Origin of the sequence: Streptacidiphilus anmyonensis (assembly GCF_000787855.1) — a bacterium.
Lineage (GTDB): Bacteria > Actinomycetota > Actinomycetes > Streptomycetales > Streptomycetaceae > Streptacidiphilus > Streptacidiphilus anmyonensis.
This window is the reverse complement of the sequence record NZ_BBPQ01000021.1, coordinates 77,267-94,583: the sequence shown is the minus strand read 5'-3', so window position 1 is coordinate 94,583 and position 17,317 is coordinate 77,267. Positions and strand designations below refer to the sequence as shown.

Below are 17,317 nucleotides of genomic sequence, written 5' to 3'. Positions count from 1 at the left end.
TGTTCGCACATCACCGGAGCGGGCCGTGCGTCACCCCTGCGGAGCCGCCGTCAGCACCCGGACCGCCGCCGCCTCCAGGGCGGCGTGCTCAGGCTCGGCCGGCTGTACGTCCGTGACCAGGGTGTCGATCTCCTCCAGCGGGCAGATCGCGGCGAAGGTGGCCCGGCCGAGCTTGCTGCCGTCCGCGAGGACCACGCGGTGGGCGGCGACGCGGAGGAAGGAGCGGTCGGTGTGGGCCTCCATCTCGTCGTGGGTGGTGCAGCCCGCCGCGGCGCTGAGACCGTCGACGCCGATGAAGGCGAAGTCGAGGCGGTAGCGGGCGAGGTGCTCGTCGGCGGCGGGCCCCACCAGCTCGTAGCTGGCGCTGCGGGCCTGACCGCCGATCACCACAAGGCGGATCTCGGGGCGTACGACCAGGTCCGCGGCGATGTTGACCGCGTTGGTGACGACGGTGAGACTCCCCTGGCCGCCGCCGACGCGCTCGGCGAGGACGTGCGCGAGCTCGCTGACCGTGCTGCCGCCGGTCAGGCCGACGACCGCGCCGTCGGGGACGAGGTCGGCCGCCGCCTCGGCGATGCGGCGCTTCTCCTCCTGCCTGCGGCCCGCGCGGTGACGCAGCGGCAGCTCGAGGTTGACCGTGCCGGTGACCGCGCCGCCGTGGGTGCGCCGCAGCAGGCCCTGCTCGTCGAGCGCCTGCAGGTCGCGGCGGACGGTGGCGCCGGAGACGTCGAGGAGCTCCGCGAGCTGGTGCACGTCGGCACTGCCGGCGCGGGCGACGTGGTCGAGGATGCGGGCGAAGCGATCGGCCTTGAGCATGCGGTGAGTCTACGGATTCCGGCGGTTCCCTGGTCGGACGGCCGCGAACTCGTTCGATCGGGCGCGAGCATAGCCGCACCGTCGACCGCCTGTCCCCCGAATCCGGCACTCTGCGTGCGCGACGTCGCACATACGGTACCCATGGTGCGGGGAGGGATGTCCTTGCTGTTCACTCGTCTCACTCGCCATCGCAAGCAGCTGCCGTCGACTCAGGCCGCGCCCTACGCGCCGGTGCCGCGCGGCTGTCCCGTGATCCACCAGCCGCCGCCCGACCCGACCCACTCGGCCTCACCGGGCCCGCCCGCACCGCCGGCGCCGCTCGCACCGACACCGCCGCCCGTGCCGTCGGCTCCGCTCGGTCCGCCGACGCCGCTGCTCGTCGCCGCCGAGGAGTTCGTGCGCGGCTTCGCCGCCGAGTCGACGCAGCCGGTGGACGTGGAGGCCAGACTGCGCGAGATCCGCGCGGAGTCGGCCGCGCACGGCACCTACACGCACACACCGGAGGAGCTCGCCTTCGGCGCCCGCGTCGCCTGGCGCAACGCGGCCCGCTGTATCGGGCGGCTGTACTGGCGCAGCCTCGTCGTCCGCGACCTGCGGCAGGTGCGCCGCCCGGACGACGTCGCCGAGCAGTGCTTCGAGCATCTGCGCCTCGCGGCCAACGGGGGCCGGATCCGACCGGTCGTCACGGTCCTCGCCCCCGACCTCCCGGGCCGCCCGGCGCCCAGGCTGCTCAACGAGCAACTGGTGCGCTACGCCTGCGATCCGCGCAGCGCCGAACGGGCGGCGCTCGCCCGCGAGCTCGGCTGGAAGGGCGGCGAGGGCCCCTTCGAGACCCTGCCGCTCCTGGTGCAGTCCTCGCCGGAGCGGCCCCCGGACTGCTACGAACTGCCGGACGACGCCGTCCACGAGGTACGGCTGACCCATCCGACCGAACCGGGCTTCACGGACCTCGGGCTGCGCTGGTACTCCGTTCCCGCGGTGAGCGACATGACGCTGGAGATCGGCGGCGTCCGCTACCCGTGCGCGCCGTTCAACGGCTGGTACATGGGCACCGAGATCGGCTCGCGCAACCTCGCCGACCGCGACCGCTACGACCGGCTGCGCGCGGTCGCGGAGCTCTTCGACCTGGACACCTCCAGCGAGCGCACGCTGTGGCGGGACCGGGCGCTGGTCGAGCTGAACGCGGCGGTGCTGCACTCCTTCGCGGACGCGGGCGTCACCATCGCCGACCACCACACCGAGTCGCGTCGGTTCGTCACCCACGTGGAGCGCGAACAACGCCACGGCCGCCCGGTGCCCACGGACTGGTCGTGGATCGTGCCGCCGCTCTCCGGCGGCGCGACAGCGGTGTTCCACCGCTACTACGACCCGCCGGACCCGCACGCACGCCCCGCGTTCCTGCGTCGCGACGGCGCCTGGGGCGAGCCGTACGGGGGCTGAACGTCCCTGGTCAGCGACGACGTCGCCGCTCGCGGAACCAGGCGTTGGCGGCCGGCAGGAACATCAGCGCGACCGCACCGAGCACGCACGCCAGGTGCACGGTGCGGCTGGCGCCGAAGAGCAGGTCCACGGCGCTGGACCTGGTGAGCGCGGAGGCGAGGGTGCGCCCGTGGGCCAGCGCCTCGATCGGTTGGACGACCATCGACGCCGTCCCGAGGATCCCGAGCCCGAGCGCCAGCGCGATCCGGGCCCATCCGCGCCCCTCCCGCATCCGGCCCGCCACGACGAGCGCGGCGGCGAAGACCGGCAACCGGATCGCGAGCCCGGCCGCGATGGCGGGCCCGGCCCCATGCCCGCGCGCGAGCAACCGCCCCACGGCCAGCACCGTCTCGAACATCCCGGCGCCGACGGCGACGACCCATAACCCGTGGGCGATCCGGACCGGCGCGGGCGGCCCTCCTGCGGCCAGGACGTCGGCGGCAGGGCTCCGGGAAACGCGGTCGGCGAGCGTCATGGTGGTCCGACTCCCCTACGAAGGACGAAGCTTGTTTGAGCAACGCTTCGATCCTTCCGGCCTGTGGCCCCCCGGGACATGGGACTGCCCGGCGGACGGGACCGGGGGCTGGCCCTACCCCGGGCCGATCGGCCGAGAGGCCCGCGGCCTCCGCTGAGCCCGCGTCAGCCCCGCTCCGTCAGGCCGTCCTCTTCGGACGCCATCAGGCCGCTCTGGTAGGCGATCGCGACCGCCTGGGCGCGGTCGCGCGCGTCGATCTTCGCGAGGATCCGCTTCAGGTGGGTCTTCACCGTCGACTCGGCGAGCAGGAGCAGTCCGGCGATCTCCGCGTTCGAGTAGCCCTCGGCCGCCTGTCGGAGCACTTCCCGTTCCCGGGCGGTGAGCCGGGCCAGCCGCGGGTCGCGCGGTCCCGGACGCTCCCGCCCCGGGCCGGTGGCGGCGAGTTGGCCCATCAGGTCGCGGGTCACCGCGGGGTCCAGTACCGACTCCCCGTCGGCGAGGGTGCGGACCGCGTCGATCAGGCGCTCCGGCGGGACCCGTTTGAGCAGGAAGCCCGCCGCCCCGGCCCGCAACGCGCCCCACACGTAGTCGTCGTGGTGGAAGGTGGTCAGCACCAGGACCCGGGTGGGCAGCCGCGCCGCGACGATGCGGCGGGTCGCCTCGACCCCGTCGATGCCGGGCATCCGCACGTCCATCAGGACCACGTCCGGCGCCGTCGCCCGGCACAGCTCGACCGCCTCCAGCCCGTCGGCGGCCTCGCCGACCACCTCGATGCCGTCCCCGGTGCCGAGCACCAGGGCGACCCCGGCGCGCAGCAGGGCGTCGTCGTCCGCGATGACGACCCTGACGGTCACGGTGCCACCGACGCCGGGGTGCGCGGGATCGGGAGTGCGGCGCGCAGCCGGAATCCGCCGTGTTCGCCCGCGCCGTGCTCCACGCTGCCGCCGAACTCGTGGACCCGCTCCGCTATCCCCTTGAGGCCTCGGCCGGGCAGATAGCCGTCGGGCGCGCCGACGCCGTCGTCGCGGATCTCGACGTGGAGCACGTCTCCTTCGCGGTGGACCGCGACCTCGGCGCGGGCCGCGCGCCCGTGCTTGACCGTGTTGGTCAGCGCCTCCTGGACGATCCGGTAGGCCGACAGGTCGAGCGTGCGCGGCATGCCGTGCGCGGCCGGGTCGATCCGCGCGGTGACGCGGATCCCCGCCTGCTCCATCCGCTCGGTCAGCGCGCCGAGGTGCGCCAGCCCCGGCTGCGGGTCCGGCGACGGCGACGGCTCCTGCGGGCGCAGCAGGCCGAGCACCCGGTCGAGTTCCTCCAGCGCCTGGCGGCCGGTGTGCTCCATCGTGCCCAGCAGTGTGCGGGTCTGTTCCGGGTCCCGGTCGAGCACCCGTCGGGCGGCGCCGGTCTGCACGAGCAGCACGTTGAGCGTGTGCCCGACCAGGTCGTGCAGCTCGCGGGCGATCCGCACCCGCTCCTCGGCGAGCACCTGGTCGCGCAGGACCCGGCGTGCCGTCTCCTGCTCCTCCTGCCGCCGGGCCCAGCCGTAGCCGAGCGCCCAGACCAGCAGCCAGACGAACAGGACCGCGGCGGGCATCAACTGGTAGGTGTGCGTGGGGCCGGAGAAGTACGCGATCATGCCGGGCAGCACGATGACCGGTCCCAGCCTGGCCCGTGCGCGGGTGCCGCGCAGGCCGAGCGAGTACAGGCCGAGCAGGTTCGCGTACGGCGACACGGGGCTGGGCAGCACGAACAGGGCCTCGGCGGACAGCGCGGCGGTGCCGACCAGGTACGCGGCGAGCGGAACCCGGCGGCGGGCGGCGAGCGCCCCGGCGATGAGCACGCTCAGCGCGAGCGCCGCGGGCATGTGTCCGCCGATCCGCGCCGCCGCACCGAACCGCTCGGCCAGCATCGCGGCCAGGAACGCGCCGGCCAACGCCAGGTCGGGCCACGTCACTTCAGGCAACGTCACTTCGGGCAATGTCACTTCGGGCGAGGCCACGTCGCGCCAGGTCACGTCGCGCCGGGTCACTTCGCGCAGGGCGGGGCGCGGGGGCAGCGGGCGCCGGGCGACTCCGGTGGGCGGCAGGGACCGGAGGAGCCCGGCCGCGGCGCGTACACGGGTCCGACTCGGCCGACTCATCACTGCTCCGGGACTGGGTGTCACCGCTGCCCGGCGACGTGATCGAACCGAGCCTAGCGACCCTCGGCGGGACGCACATCGACCCGGGAGAGTAGGCGGCGGGTACCCCCGGTGGGGTACGGGCGCTCCCGCCCGCCTCTACCCCCACCGGGGTACCGGAACCGACCCCGGCAGGTGGACGCGGCGCGGACGGCCCATCCGTACCTTCGCGGCATGACCACGCCTGTCTCTCGCCGCACCAGCGGCCCGTCCGCCTCCGCCCAGCCCGATCCGACCGGTACGAGCCCGGGGACGAGGACCCCGCGCCGCCGGGCCGGCTGGATCGCCATGACCTTCCTGGCCACGGTGACGGCCGTCGTCGCCGCCCGCTACTTCACCCTCGACCGCGCCCTGTTCCTCGCTCAGCAACGTGCCGTGTACGCGGCGAACCTCGTCCCGCTGCTCTTCCATGTGGGCGGCGGCGTCCTGGCGTTGGCCACCGGTCCGTGGCAGTTCGTGCCCGGGGTCAGGACGCGGTATCCGGCCGTGCACCGGACGGTCGGGCGGATCTACCTGCTCGGCGCCCTGGCGGCCGGGACCGGCGGCCTGCTGCTGGTGCCGAAGGGCCTCTACTGGCCGGTCGCGCCGCTCGGGTTCGCCGCGCTGGCGACGGCGCTGCTGGTCACCACCGGCAAGGCGTTCACCGCGATCCGCCGCCGGGCGGTCGCCGCACACCAGCGGTGGATGGTCAGGTCCTACGCCCTCATCTTCGCCGCGGTCACCTTCCGGCTCTGGCTGGCGGCCGGCTCCGGCGCCGGCCTTCCCTTCGACCTGGCGTACATGAGCGGGGCGTGGCTGTCCTGGACGATCAACCTGCTGGTCGCGCAGCGGCTGGTCGCTCGCCTCGGTTCCCGCCGCCGGACAGCTCGGTAGCGGCGGCGCCCGCCCGGTGGGACCATCGGTGACATGGGCGAATCGCAGTATCCAGGGCCGCCCGGCGTGAACGTGATGGTCTGCGGCGGGTGCGGCGCGGTGACCGAGTGGACCCCGTGGGGGCGCTGCTCGTGGGAGTGCTACGAACAGCCCCGGGAGACGCCCGACGAGCAGCTCGCAGCCAACGAGGACGCCCCACGGGCCTTCGCGTACTTCACGGGACGCAAAGCGCTGGGCGGCGAGTGAGCGCCGCACGTAGTGGCCGGGGGATGTCGCAGGAATCCCCCGGCCCACCGGCCCGTCGGCCCTCCGTCGCCTCGCTCAGCCCTTGGTCGCGCCCAGGGTCAGCCCGGCGATGAAGTGGCGCTGCAGGATGAAGAAGAGGATCACGGTCGGCAGCGCGACCAGCACGGAGCCGGCCGCGAGCAGGTTGTAGTCCTGGAAGTACTGCCCCTTCAGGTTGTTCAGCGCGCTGGTGACCGGCATCTTGTCGCCCGACGACATCAGCACCAGCGCCCACAGGAAGTCGTTGTAGATCCAGGCGAACTCCAGCGTGGCCAGGGCCGCGAGCGCCGGGCGGCACAGCGGCAGCGTGATCCGCCAGAACTGGGTCCACACGCCCGCGCCGTCGACGATCGCGGCCTCGCGCAGCTCCTCGGGGAGCGCCTTCATGAAGTTGGTCATCACGAAGACGCAGAAGCCGGTCTGGAAGGCGATGTGGATGGCGATGACGCCCCAGTACGAGTCGTACATCGTCAGCGAGTCGGACATCCAGTACGGCAGCGGGATCCGGGTGAACAGTTCGTACACCGGGGTCACCATGACCTGCGGCGGCAGCAGGTTGCCGGCGGTGAACAGGATCAGGATGAAGAACCCGCCACGGATGCGGACCCGGGCGATGCAGAAGGCGACGAAGGACGCGAAGAACAGCGTCAGCAGCACGGCCGGGACCGCGATGAGCAGCGTGTTCAGGAAGTGCTGCGCCATCCCCGACTGGGTGAACGCCTCGCGGTAGTAGGCGAAGCTGAGGTGGTGCGGCAGCGAGAAATACCCGTACTTCGCCGTCTCCTGGTAGGGCCGCAGCGACGCGTAGACGGCCAGCAGCAGCGGCGCGAGCCACAGCAGCGAGACGGCCGCGAGGAAGACGTGCAGGCCGACGCGGCGCGGGGCCACGGCCGCACGGGGGCCCTTCGCGCCGGTGGCCTTCGGCGTCGCGGGGCCTGCGGCGATCGCGGTCACGACTTCTCCTCCCGCAGTTCGGTCATGCAGTAGGCGACGATGCAGCCGACGGAGATCAGCAGCAGCACCACCGCGATGGCGGAGCCGAAGCCGATCCGGCTGGCCTCGCCGATGATGTTGTCGGTGATGAGCACGCTGAGCAGCTCCAGGCCGTTGGTGCCGCCGTTGATGGCGTAGACGATGTCGAAGGCGCGCAACGCCTCGATCACCGTGATCACGCCGACGATGATGTTGACGGGCCGCATCACCGGGAAGACGACGCGGAAGAACGTCTGCCGCGCGTTGGCGCCGTCGATGGCGGCGGCCTCCTTGAGCGACGGGTCGACACCCTTGAGTCCGGCCAGGTAGAGCACCATGACGTAGCCGGCGTGCCGCCAGCCCGCCATGACCAGCACGACCCAGATGTTGATGTGCGGGTCGCCGATCCAGTCGACGGGGTGCTGGCCCGGGCCGGTGGTGCCGAGCAGGGTGTTGAGGATGCCGTCGTCGCGGGCGAAGATCAGCTGCGAGATGAAGCCGATCACGGCCAGCGAGAGCACGACGGGCAGGTAGAGCGCGCTCTGGTAGAAGCGGCCGAACCGGATCTTGCGGTCGAGCAGGACCGCGAAGAGCAGGCCGAGCGGGGTGGCGACCAGCGCCAGGAAGCCGAGCCAGAGCAGGTTGTGCCAGATCGCTGTCGCGAACGGCGGGTAGTTGGTGAACAGTTCCTTGTAGTTGTCGATCCCGACGAACTTGGCCGAGCCGATGCCGTCCCAGTTGGTGAAGGACAGCCCGACCGAGGCGAGCGTGGTCGCCCACACCAGCACGAAGGTGAACAGCAGCGGCAGGCCGAGCAGCACGGTGATGACGAGCCGGTCGCGCGTGGTCAGCCGGCGGATCCTGCGCCGTGCGGCGCGCGGGCGCCGCCGCCCCGTCTCGGGGGCGGCGGCGGACGCGGGCGCGCCGGCGGTCGGTTCGCCGACGCTCACGGCGGGTTCGAGGTCAGCCTTCGGTCGCATAGATGGCCGTCTTCTGCCGCTGGATGGAGTTGCACAGCCCGTCGACGTCGTTCGGGTTGTTGAGGAAGGTCTGCAGCGCCTGGATCATCACGGTGGAGACGAAGTCCGGGCGGCAGTCGCGGTCCATGAACTGCGAGATGCTCTTGGCGGTGGACACGAGCTTGGCGCCGGACTGCTGCAGCGGCGAGTAACCGGTGGTGACGACCGAGGAGTTGACGCCCAGTTCGGTCGGGTCGATGGACAGGTAGTCGTTCTCGGCCTTGGCGGTGCCGAGGAAGGCCAGCAGCTTCTTGGCGGCGGTGACGTTCTTGGCCTTGCGCGAGAGCAGGAAGCCGTCGATGGGTGCCTCGACGGCGTCCTGGCCGTTGGCGGGGTCGATCGCCGGGTAGGCGAAGAAGTCCAGGTCGGACACGTCCGTGCCGAACTGCTGGCCGAGGAACATGCCGAGGGTCATCATGCCGGTCTTCTTCTGCTGCAGGGCCTGTGCGGACTCCTGCCAGGTGAGGCCGAGCGCGCCCTGCTGGTAGAAGGGCAGCAGTTCGCGCCAGGTGTCGAAGACCTTCTTCACCTTGGGGTCGGACCAGTCCTCGTGACCGCCCATCAGCGACTTGTGGAAGTCGTAGCCGTTCAGGCGCATGTTGATGTAGTCGAAGGTCCCCATGGCCGGCCAGCCGTCCTTGTCCGAGAAGGAGATGGGGACGAGGCCGTCCTTCTGCATCTGCTTGGCCAGGGCGATGTACTGGTCCCAGGTGGTGGGGATCTGGTAGCCGTGCTGGGCGAAGACCGACTTCCGGTAGAAGACCGCCCATGGGTAGTAGTAGAGCGGTACGAAGTACTGCTTGCCGTCCAGGCCCGTGGACTGCGCCTTGATGGCGTCGGACATGCCGGTGAAGCCCGACCAGACGTCGCTGATGTCGCCGAGCAGGCCCTTCTGGGCGAAGTACTGCATGCGGTAGCCGGCGAACCAGCCGAACACGTCGTCCGGGTTGCCCTGGAGGTAGCGGTTGATGTTCTCCTGGAACGAGTTGTGGTCGACGGTGTTGGTCTTGACGGTGTAGCCGCTGCTGGCCTGGAAGCCGGCTATCGCCGTGGCGATGCCCTTCTTCGGCACCGGGTCGGACCAGTTGGAGCCGAAGGTGACGGTCTTCCCGCCTGCTCCTCCGGCGCCGGACCCGCTGGCGCAGGCGGCGAGGACGGAGGGAAGCGTGACAGCCCCGGCGCCGATCGCGGCGGCGCGCAGGACCGACCTTCTGGTGGGGCTGTTACTGGTGGTGCGGTCGTGCGGTCCGGGCGTTGCCATGTCCCCTCCCGTGGGGTGCAGTGCCGTTCAAGAACGCTAATGAACACACAAACGAACGTGAGCGTTCAGATACCACCAACAGCTTGACGCCCTGTCAAGGGCCCTGACGGCACAAAGTGGCAGCCCAGCGCGGGGTTTACCGGCTCCCGCGGGGGCTCGACGCGTCAACTCTCGGGAAAGCGCTTATGAGCGGGCCTTTGCGAGGTTGTTGGAGAATGTTGATTCCGAGCGGCGCCGGGTAACGATTTGAACTCGCCGGACGCTCATGCCACGTGCGCGAAGCGGGCTTCGAGGCCGAGCAGGATCGAGTCCAGGCCGAGCTCGAACGCGCCTTCGTCCACCGCGCGCTGACGGTCTGCCAGGAGGTGGGCCTGGCCGAGGTGCGGGTACTGGTCGGCATAGAGGCCGGCGTCGTCGACGAAGCCGCCGGCGAAGGAGCCGAGGGCGGAGCCGAAGACCAGGTAGCGCATCAGCGCGCCGATGCGGGTGGCCTCGCCGCTCGGCCAGCCCGCCTGGACCAGGGCGCCGAAGACGGCGTCGGCGAGTCTGAGCGCGTTGGGACGGCGGCCGGGGCCGTGGGCGAGGACCGGCACCAGGTTGGGGTGCGCGACGAGCGCGGCGCGGTAGGAGCGGGCCCAGGCGCGCAGCGCCTCCGGCCAGGGGTCGCGGCCGAGCATGTCCAGCCGCACCTCGCCGACCACGGCGTCGACGACGGCGTCGAGCAGCGCGTCCTTGGTGGCGAAGTGGTGGTAGAGGGATGGCCCGCTCACGCCGAGCTCGGCGGCGAGGCGGCGGGTGGAGAGCGCGTCCAGGCCCTCGTCGTCCACCAGGCGCAGCGCGGCCTCGACGATGCGCTCGTGGCTGAGCAGCGGGTTGCGCGGCCTGGCCATCGGGCTCCGGCCCTCCTCACCTGGGGGTCTGTGTCGCGGGCCTGGCCGCGGGCGGGTCTCGCGCGTGTCGGGCGACGCACTTCCCCAAGCCTGCCGTATGGGGTTACCGTCGTAAAACTTGCAGTGCTAGTTTAACTGCCGTCACCGACCACCGCAGGCGCGCAGAGCTACGGGAGATGCCGTGAACCTGGAACTCACCGAGGAGCAGGCCGCCGTCCGCGAGCTGGCCGCCGAGTTCGTCGACCGCGAGGTCGTCCCGCACGCCGCCGCCTGGGACCGGGCCGAGCAGGTCGACCAGGGCATCGTGAAGAAGCTGGGCGCGCTGGGCTTCCTCGGCCTGACCATCCCCGAGGAGTACGGCGGCTCCGGCGGTGACCACCTCTCCTACGTGCTGGTCACCGAGGAGCTGGGCCGCGGCGACTCCTCCGTGCGCGGGCTGCTGTCGGTCTCCCTCGGGCTGGTGGCGAAGTCGATCGCCCACTGGGGCAGCGAGGAGCAGAAGCAGCGCTGGCTTCCGCGCCTGTGCGCCGGGGACGCCCTGGGCTGCTTCGCGCTCACCGAGCCCGGCACCGGCTCCGACGCCGGCAACCTCACCACCCGGGCCGTCCGCGACGGCGACACGTGGGTGGTCAACGGCGCGAAGATGTTCATCACCAACGGCACCTGGGCCGAGGTCGCCCTCGTCTTCGCCCGTACCGGCGAGCCCGGCAACCCCGAGCAGGCCGGGCACAAGGGCGTCAGCGCCTTCCTGGTCCCCACCGACACCCCGGGCCTGACCCGCACCACCGTCCACGGCAAGCTGGGCCTGCGCGGCCAGCCCACCGCCGAGCTGGTCTTCGACGACGTGCGCGTGCCCGCCGAGGCGATGCTCGGCCCCGAGGGCAAGGGCTTCAACGTGGCCATGTCGGCGCTGGCCAAGGGCCGCATGTCGGTCGCGGCCGGCTGCGTCGGCATCATCCAGGCGTCTCTGGACGCCGCGGTCGCCTACGCCACCCAGCGCGAGCAGTTCGCCAAGCCCATCGCCTCCCACCAGCTGGTCCAGGAGATGCTGGCCGACATCAAGGTCGAGCTCGACGCCGCCCGGCTGCTGGTGTGGCGGGTCGCCGACCTGATCGAGCGCGGCGAGCCGTTCCAGACCGAGTCCTCGGTCGCCAAGCTCTACGCTTCCGAGGCCGCCGTCAAGGCCGCCAACACCGCCCTTCAGGTCTTCGGCGGGTACGGCTTCATAGACGAGTACCCCGTCGGCAAGTACGTCCGCGACGCCCGCGTGATGACCTTGTACGAGGGCACCAGCCAGATCCAGAAGCTCCTCATCGGCCGGGCCCTGACCGGCGTCAACGCGTTCTGACCCCTGCCCCGGCAACCCACCCTCGCACCCCCTTCACCGCCCAGGAGCCCGACGATGCGCCCCGTGTACTTCGCCGCCGCCAAGCGGACCCCGATCGGTCGCCTGCGCGGCGTGCTGTCCGGCGTCCGCCCCGACGACCTCGCGGCCACCGCGCTGCGCGCCGCGCTGGACGCGGTGCCCGCCCTCGACCCCGCCCGGATCGACGACGTCTACTGGGGCGCCGCGAACCAGGCCGGTGAGGACAACCGCAACATCGCCCGCATGGCGGTCCTGCTGGCCGGCGTGCCCGAGACCGTCCCGGGCGCGACGCTCAACCGGCTGTGCGCCTCCGGCCTGGAGGCCGTCACCACCGCCGCCCGCGCCATCGCCGCCGGGGAGGCGGACGTCGTCGTCGCGGGCGGCTCGGAGTCGATGAGCCGCGCGCCGTTCGTGCTGCCCCGGGCGGAGGAGGCGCTGCCGCACGGGCAGGAGATCTTCGACACCAAGCTGGGCTGGCGCCTGGTCAACCCGAAGATGAAGGAGCTGCACGGCCTGCTGTCGATGGGCGAGACCGCCGAGGAGGTCGCCGCCCGCTACGGGGTCAGCCGCGAGGACCAGGACGCCTTCGCGTTCCGCTCCCACCAGGCGGCGGCCGCCGCGCGCAAGGACGGCCTCTTCGACGCCGAGATCGTGCCGGTCACCCTCAAGAACGGCACCGTCGTCAGCCAGGACGAGTCGATCCGCCCCGACACCAGCCTGGAGAAGCTCGCCACCCTCAAGCCGGTCTTCCGCCCCGGCGGCACCGTGACGGCGGGCAACGCCTCGCCGATGAACGACGGCGCGGCCGCGCTGGTGCTGTGCAGCGAGGAGGCGCTGGCGACGCTCGACGTCGAGCCACTGGGCCGCTACGTCGGCGGCGCGAGCGCGGGCGTGCATCCGGACGTCATGGGCATCGGCCCGGTCCCGGCCGTCCGACGGGTGCTGGCCCGCACCGGCCGCGCGCTGGAGTCGGTGCAGACCGCCGAGTTCAACGAGGCCTTCGCCGCACAGGCGCTGGCCTGCGTGCGCGAACTCGGCGTCGACCCGGAGCTGGTGAACCCCCAGGGCGGGGCGATCGCCATCGGCCACCCGCTGGGCGCGTCCGGCGCGCGCATCCTCACCACCCTGCTGCACCGCATGGCTCGCACCGGCGACACCCGTGGCCTGGCGACCATGTGCGTCGGCGTCGGCCAGGGCACCGCCGTCCTCGTCGACCGCGACTGATCCCCCCGCCACGGCCTGCCACTGCCACTGCCTGCACGGCCCCGCGATCCGGGGCCGTGCGGCCTGCCTCGAAGCTTCACCGACCGCATCGCACCCCGTTGCTGAGGAGTCTTTAAGATCATGAGCCGCTTCACCGACCGCGTCGCCGTCGTCACCGGCGCAGCCCAGGGCATCGGCGCCGCGACCGCGCGGCGTCTGGCCGAGGAGGGCGCGAGCGTCGCCGTCGTCGACCTGACCGCCGAGCGCGCCCAGGCCACCGTCGACGCGATCACCGCCAAGGGCGGCACCGCCCGCGCCTACGGCTGCGACGTCACCGACTACGAGGCCGTGGAGGCCGTCTTCGCGAAGGTGGCCGAGGACTTCGGAGCCGTCCACATCCTGGTCAACAACGCCGGCATCACCCGCGACAACCTGTTCTTCAAGATGCCGAAGACCGACTGGGACGCCGTCGTCACGGTCAACCTCACCAGCGTCTACAACTGCTCGCACGTGGCGCAGAAGTACATGTGCGCGCAGAAGTACGGCAAGATCGTCTCGCTCTCCTCCCGCTCCGCGCTGGGCAACCGCGGCCAGGCCAACTACGCCGCCGCCAAGGCCGGCATCCAGGGCTTCACCGCGACCCTCGCGATCGAGCTCGGCCCGTTCAACGTCAACGTCAACGCCGTGGCCCCCGGCTACATCGCCACCTCGATGACCGCCGCGACCGCCGAGCGCGTCGGCGCGTCCGCCGAGGACCACCAGGCCGAGGTCGCGGCCCGCACCCCGCTGCGCCGCGTCGGCCAGCCCGAGGACATCGCGGCCGTGGTCGCCTTCCTCGCCTCCGAGGACGCCTCGTACGTCAGCGGCCAGACCCTCTACGTCAACGGCGGCGCCCGCTGACGACGCCGCCGGAGGCCGGGCTCGGCATCGGACGTCCGATGCCGAGCCCTTCTTGCGCGTGGTCGACGATTCGGTGACGCCCGGTCCGCGCCTCCGTGCGACGACTAACATGGCGTCATGCGGCGTTTGATCAGGAGGCTCTGGAAGCGTGCGCCCCTGCCCAGGTGGGTGGTGACGTACGACGAGGTGGTCTACGAAGGCCTACCCGAGCACCTCCCCTCCGCGATCGAGAAGCCGAAGGACGCTCTCGCGCGTTCAGCAGAGCCGGGGCTGATCAACGAGCTCCTGGCGGGTGGCGCGGTCGCCGCGTCCTTCACCGCGGCTTCCACCGTCGCGAAAGCGAAGATCGAGGCGACGACGCAACGTCGCAAGAACGAACTCGACGCCGAGATCGAGCGCACCCGGATCGAGGCCGAGACCGCGCGGGCCGCCCTCCACGAACGTGAGGAGACCCGACGCACCCGGCTGCGCCCCCAGGACCCTCCTGCCACCCCTGCTCCCGAGTCCCCGTAAGGAATCCCCGTGATCGATTCCGAGGCGGAGATCAGCGCCGAGCTGGTTCGCGACCTGCTGCGGGACCAGCATCCGGATCTGGCCGAGCTGCCGATCCGCGCGGTGGCGGGCGGTTGGGGCAACCAGATGTGGCGTCTCGGGGACGAATTGGCGGTCCGGATGCAGCGGATGGACACCACCCCTGATCTGCAGCTCAAGGAGCGTCGGTGGCTGCCGACCCTGGCCCCGAGCCTGCCGATGCCGATCCCGGTCCCGCTGCGGGACGGTGCGCCTTCGAGACGGTTCCCCAAGATCTGGACCGTCATGACCTGGGTTCAGGGGACGCCGTTGGACGAGGGGTCGATCACCCGCGGCGATCACGCGGCCGACAGTCTGGCGGCGTTCCTCACGGCGCTGCACGTCGAGGCGCCCGCCGAGGCGCCGGACTCCCGGGACCGGGGCGGTCACCCCAGCGAATGCACCGAGCACTTCGAGTACTTCCTGCGGGCCGTGGACCTCGGACGCTTCTCGCAGGCGGACGTGCGGGCCGTATGGGACGACGCGGTCACGGCTCCCGCGTGGGAAGGCCCCCGTGTGTGGGTGCACGGCGACCTGCATCCCGCCAACGTCGTCGTCGCGGACGGGACCCTGGCGGGCGTCGTCGACTTCGGCGACCTGTTCGCCGGCGACCCCGCCTGGGACCTCTCCGCCGCCTGGCTGCTGCTCCCCGCAGGCGGCGCCGCACGCTTCTTCGCCGGCCACGCCCAGGCGGACGAGGCCACAGTGCGGCGGGCACGCGGACTGGCCGCGATGAAGAGCCTGTTCCTGATGCTGATGGGCCAGAACGGCGAGCAAGGCCTGCCCGGCGGCAAGCCGAGCTGGGGACCTGCTGGGCGATCGGCGCTCGATCGTGTCCTGAAGGGGCTTTGAGGCGGACCGCCTGCGCGCTTGTCGGTGACCGGAACCGCAGGCCCCCTACCGCTGAGGCCCGTTCGCGTCGGGCAGGAGGCTCGGGTTGACGCGCTCGACGATGGCGCGGACGTCTTCGAGCGCGACGGCGGGCCACAGGACGCCGCGGGCGGCGTGGTACTTCGCGGCGAGACGCGCCCGCTTGTCCTCGGGGAGTCGCGCGAGGCGCTCGGGGTGGCTGTTGTGGGCGTTGTCGCTGATCTTGATGAGCGCCGCGCCGTAGTTGCCGGCGACGGCGTCGAGCATGGACGCGTAGCCGTCGAAGTTCTGCATCGTCACCGCCTGGACCAGCTGGATGACGGAGGAGGGGACCCCCGCCCTCGCCAGGTCCTCGACGGTCACGGCGGTGTCCTCCAGGACGTCGTGGAGCAGGCCCGCCATCCGGAGTCCCACCCCGAACGGTGCGAGGCCCGCACTGACGGCTCGGACGTGCTCGATGTACGGGACGCCGATCTTGTCGAACTGATCCCGGTGGGCCTCGGCGGCGAGCCGGTCGACGTCGGCGAGGGTGAGGGTGAGGGGCACGAGGTTCCCTTCCGTGCGGCGGACGGAGTCCGCGGGGTCAGGCGCCGAGCAGGGCGGCAGCGGCGGCCAAAGTGGCCAGGGACAGTGCGGTGGTGACGGCGACGCCGCGGTTGGCGAGGGTCTGGCCGACGTCGTACTCCTGGGCGAAGACGAAGGCGTTCTGCGCGGTCGGCAGCCCCGCGCACACCACGACCGTCAGCAGCTGGGCATGGGTCAGCTGCAGGGCCAGTCCGGTGACCAGGGCCAGCAGCGGCTGCCCCACCAGCTTGAGTGCCGCCACCGCCGCAAGCTCACCATGGGCTGCGCGGGCCGCGTCCGGCAGCGGCCGCGGCTGCCCGCTGAGGGCAGGCGCTGGCACGGGTGCGGGCGCGGGTGCGGGTGCGGCGTACAACGACGCGCCGAGCGCGACCAGGCCGGTCGGCACCGCGGCCGCTCCCAGCAGCGCCAGCGTGGTGTGGGCCGTCTGCGGGACCGGCAGTCTCCAGACCGACCAGACCAGGCCCGCCGCCGAGCCCAGGATGACCGGGTTGCGCAACGGCAGGGACGCGATCCGCCGCATCCGGATCCGCCGCTGCGGGTCGCCCGCCCGGTCCAGGGCGATCAGGATGACGGGAGTGACCAGCAGGTTCTGCACCAGCACGACCTCGGCGAGGAAGGACACCGATCCCAGCACCTGCTGGGCCACCGGGATGCCGAGGTTGGCGGAGTTCACGTAACCCGCCGTCATGCCCCAGATCGGCCGCTCCGCGGCCGGGCGGCGGAACAGGCGGCTGACAGCCAGCCAGCCGAATCCGACCACCACGGCCGTGCTGACCGTGAAGGCCACCAGCGGCAGGACCGACAGGCGCGGCAGCGGCGTCGAGGACATCGTGAGGAACAGGGCCGCCGGCATCGCGAGGTGGAAGACGAAGCGTCCCAGGACCGACACCGCCTCGTCCCCGAGCAGACCGCGACGCCGGGCGCCGTAGCCGACCGCGGCCAACAGCCAGATCGGCAGGAAAGCAGAGACGAGCCTCATGGCAGCAGGGGCTCCCGAACGCATCCGCGCGGGGACACGCGCCGTCGGGGCCGTCGAACACCGTTGTTCGTGTGGATCACGATCGCGAATGCTACGCGTGGCGGACGACGTCCTGGTCACCGCCCCGGTTCCAACGGTGGCGGCTCGGGCGGGCAGCGGGCCCCGCGGGCGTGGAAGTGGGCCAGGTCACGCCCGCGCATGAAGGAGGCCGATGCGCGCATGGCGGGACCGGCTTCGGGATACACGCCACCTGTCAGCCCGGACCCAGGACTTGGGGGAACTGTGAACACCCTGACCGCGCATCGTCGCCACGAACCCGGCACGCGGCAGCACCACGACTGGTGGAGGGTCATGCGCCGCGCACTGGACTGGCTGCTCATCGCGCTCGCGCTGCTCGCCGGGACGCTCCTCGTCACGACCTGGGGCAGCCTCGACACCAACGGGCGGCTCGCGGTCTCCGCGTTGGTGGTCGTCGCGGTGGCGGGGCACTGGGCGACGTGGCGTACCCGGCGCCGCAGGGCGGGAAGCCCGTCGCGGACGGCGCAGGGATCCCGCCGGGCAGGAGACCGATCCTGAGGTCTCCTGCCGCGGCCCC

The 17,317-nt window shown here is 72.1% G+C and carries 19 protein-coding genes; 9 read left to right on the top strand and 10 right to left on the bottom strand.

Annotated features, from left to right (window positions below; all coding sequences use genetic code 11):
• Window positions 1–30: 30 nt before the first annotated feature.
• Entirely contained in the window at window positions 31–816 is a 786-nt protein-coding gene (locus TR50_RS20040; RefSeq protein ID WP_042423006.1) for a DeoR/GlpR family DNA-binding transcription regulator, read from the bottom strand.
• Between the two features lie 339 nt (window positions 817–1,155).
• On the opposite strand from TR50_RS20040, the gene TR50_RS20035 reads away from it, so the two are divergent.
• Entirely contained in the window at window positions 1,156–2,256 is a 1,101-nt protein-coding gene (locus TR50_RS20035; protein WP_236654495.1) for a nitric oxide synthase oxygenase, read from the top strand.
• 10 nt (window positions 2,257–2,266) lie between these two features.
• Here TR50_RS20035 and TR50_RS20030 read toward each other — a convergent pair whose 3' ends face one another.
• From TR50_RS20030 to TR50_RS20020, 3 genes are all read right to left on the bottom strand, one after another.
• Complete coding sequence (locus tag TR50_RS20030; protein ID WP_052441126.1) at window positions 2,267–2,770, bottom strand: hypothetical protein; 504 nt, start codon at window positions 2,768–2,770, stop codon at window positions 2,267–2,269.
• Window positions 2,771–2,934: 164 nt separating this feature from the next.
• Window positions 2,935–3,624, bottom strand: coding sequence for a response regulator (locus TR50_RS20025; protein WP_042423003.1), 690 nt, complete (start codon window positions 3,622–3,624; stop codon window positions 2,935–2,937).
• Entirely contained in the window at window positions 3,621–4,739 is a 1,119-nt protein-coding gene (locus TR50_RS20020; protein WP_160311137.1) for a sensor histidine kinase, read from the bottom strand. The genes TR50_RS20025 and TR50_RS20020 overlap by 4 nt, the downstream gene beginning before the upstream one ends.
• A gap of 384 nt (window positions 4,740–5,123) precedes the next feature.
• Between TR50_RS20020 and TR50_RS20015 the strand changes: the two genes are divergently transcribed.
• Both TR50_RS20015 and TR50_RS20010 read left to right on the top strand, forming a co-directional pair.
• Complete coding sequence (locus TR50_RS20015; RefSeq protein ID WP_152648502.1) at window positions 5,124–5,822, top strand: DUF2306 domain-containing protein; 699 nt, start codon at window positions 5,124–5,126, stop codon at window positions 5,820–5,822.
• Between the two features lie 33 nt (window positions 5,823–5,855).
• Window positions 5,856–6,068: a hypothetical protein gene (locus TR50_RS20010; protein WP_152648501.1), complete on the top strand. Its 213-nt coding sequence runs from the start codon at window positions 5,856–5,858 to the stop codon at window positions 6,066–6,068.
• A gap of 75 nt (window positions 6,069–6,143) precedes the next feature.
• Here TR50_RS20010 and TR50_RS20005 read toward each other — a convergent pair whose 3' ends face one another.
• The 4 genes from TR50_RS20005 to TR50_RS19990 all read right to left on the bottom strand — a co-directional run bounded on the left by TR50_RS20005 (window position 6,144) and on the right by TR50_RS19990 (window position 10,249).
• Entirely contained in the window at window positions 6,144–7,061 is a 918-nt protein-coding gene (locus TR50_RS20005) for a carbohydrate ABC transporter permease (protein WP_084700590.1), read from the bottom strand.
• Window positions 7,058–8,059 carry a carbohydrate ABC transporter permease gene (locus tag TR50_RS20000; RefSeq protein WP_042422983.1) on the bottom strand — a complete coding sequence of 334 codons (1,002 nt, stop codon included), beginning with the start codon at window positions 8,057–8,059 and terminating at the stop codon, window positions 7,058–7,060. Before TR50_RS20000 ends, TR50_RS20005 begins: the two co-directional genes overlap by 4 nt.
• Complete coding sequence (locus tag TR50_RS19995) at window positions 8,043–9,359, bottom strand: ABC transporter substrate-binding protein (protein ID WP_042422980.1); 1,317 nt, start codon at window positions 9,357–9,359, stop codon at window positions 8,043–8,045. The genes TR50_RS20000 and TR50_RS19995 overlap by 17 nt, the downstream gene beginning before the upstream one ends.
• Window positions 9,360–9,622: 263 nt before the next feature.
• The gene (locus TR50_RS19990) at window positions 9,623–10,249 is read right to left on the bottom strand and encodes a TetR/AcrR family transcriptional regulator (protein ID WP_042422978.1); all 627 of its coding nucleotides are present in this window, start codon (window positions 10,247–10,249) and stop codon (window positions 9,623–9,625) included.
• Window positions 10,250–10,430: 181 nt separating this feature from the next.
• Here TR50_RS19990 and TR50_RS19985 point away from each other — a divergent pair, with 181 nt between their 5' ends.
• From TR50_RS19985 to TR50_RS19965, 5 genes are all read left to right on the top strand, one after another.
• Window positions 10,431–11,597 carry an acyl-CoA dehydrogenase family protein gene (locus TR50_RS19985; protein WP_042422974.1) on the top strand — a complete coding sequence of 389 codons (1,167 nt, stop codon included), beginning with the start codon at window positions 10,431–10,433 and terminating at the stop codon, window positions 11,595–11,597.
• A gap of 54 nt (window positions 11,598–11,651) precedes the next feature.
• On the top strand, window positions 11,652–12,839 hold the full coding sequence (locus TR50_RS19980) for an acetyl-CoA C-acyltransferase (RefSeq protein WP_042422973.1): 1,188 nt from the start codon (window positions 11,652–11,654) through the stop codon (window positions 12,837–12,839).
• Between the two features lie 120 nt (window positions 12,840–12,959).
• Window positions 12,960–13,718, top strand: coding sequence for a beta-ketoacyl-ACP reductase (locus TR50_RS19975; protein ID WP_042422970.1), 759 nt, complete (start codon window positions 12,960–12,962; stop codon window positions 13,716–13,718).
• Window positions 13,719–13,835: 117 nt separating this feature from the next.
• Complete coding sequence (locus tag TR50_RS19970) at window positions 13,836–14,231, top strand: hypothetical protein (protein ID WP_152648500.1); 396 nt, start codon at window positions 13,836–13,838, stop codon at window positions 14,229–14,231.
• Between the two features lie 9 nt (window positions 14,232–14,240).
• Window positions 14,241–15,140, top strand: coding sequence for an aminoglycoside phosphotransferase family protein (locus TR50_RS19965; protein ID WP_042422967.1), 900 nt, complete (start codon window positions 14,241–14,243; stop codon window positions 15,138–15,140).
• A 45-nt stretch (window positions 15,141–15,185) separates the two neighbouring features.
• Here the strand turns inward: TR50_RS19965 and TR50_RS19960 are convergent, their stop codons facing one another.
• Window positions 15,186–15,704: an HD domain-containing protein gene (locus TR50_RS19960; RefSeq protein WP_042422964.1), complete on the bottom strand. Its 519-nt coding sequence runs from the start codon at window positions 15,702–15,704 to the stop codon at window positions 15,186–15,188.
• A 37-nt stretch (window positions 15,705–15,741) separates the two neighbouring features.
• Window positions 15,742–16,722 (bottom strand): AEC family transporter, encoded by a 981-nt coding sequence (locus TR50_RS19955; RefSeq protein WP_042422961.1) that lies wholly within the window; start codon window positions 16,720–16,722, stop codon window positions 15,742–15,744.
• 351 nt (window positions 16,723–17,073) lie between these two features.
• On the opposite strand from TR50_RS19955, the gene TR50_RS19950 reads away from it, so the two are divergent.
• Window positions 17,074–17,298: a hypothetical protein gene (locus TR50_RS19950; protein WP_152648499.1), complete on the top strand. Its 225-nt coding sequence runs from the start codon at window positions 17,074–17,076 to the stop codon at window positions 17,296–17,298.
• Window positions 17,299–17,317: the final 19 nt, after the last annotated feature.

Coding starts and splice junctions, on each gene's coding strand:
- TR50_RS19970 (WP_152648500.1), top strand. CDS start 13,836: ATGCGGCGTTTGATCAGGAGGCTCTGGAAGCGTGCGCCCCTGCCCAGG.
- TR50_RS20015 (WP_152648502.1), top strand. CDS start 5,124: ATGACCACGCCTGTCTCTCGCCGCACCAGCGGCCCGTCCGCCTCCGCC.
- TR50_RS19975 (WP_042422970.1), top strand. CDS start 12,960: ATGAGCCGCTTCACCGACCGCGTCGCCGTCGTCACCGGCGCAGCCCAG.
- TR50_RS20030 (WP_052441126.1), bottom strand. CDS start 2,770: ATGACGCTCGCCGACCGCGTTTCCCGGAGCCCTGCCGCCGACGTCCTG.
- TR50_RS19950 (WP_152648499.1), top strand. CDS start 17,074: ATGCGCCGCGCACTGGACTGGCTGCTCATCGCGCTCGCGCTGCTCGCC.
- TR50_RS20000 (WP_042422983.1), bottom strand. CDS start 8,059: ATGCGACCGAAGGCTGACCTCGAACCCGCCGTGAGCGTCGGCGAACCG.
- TR50_RS19980 (WP_042422973.1), top strand. CDS start 11,652: ATGCGCCCCGTGTACTTCGCCGCCGCCAAGCGGACCCCGATCGGTCGC.
- TR50_RS20010 (WP_152648501.1), top strand. CDS start 5,856: ATGGGCGAATCGCAGTATCCAGGGCCGCCCGGCGTGAACGTGATGGTC.
- TR50_RS19955 (WP_042422961.1), bottom strand. CDS start 16,722: ATGAGGCTCGTCTCTGCTTTCCTGCCGATCTGGCTGTTGGCCGCGGTC.
- TR50_RS20040 (WP_042423006.1), bottom strand. CDS start 816: ATGCTCAAGGCCGATCGCTTCGCCCGCATCCTCGACCACGTCGCCCGC.
- TR50_RS19995 (WP_042422980.1), bottom strand. CDS start 9,359: ATGGCAACGCCCGGACCGCACGACCGCACCACCAGTAACAGCCCCACC.
- TR50_RS19990 (WP_042422978.1), bottom strand. CDS start 10,249: ATGGCCAGGCCGCGCAACCCGCTGCTCAGCCACGAGCGCATCGTCGAG.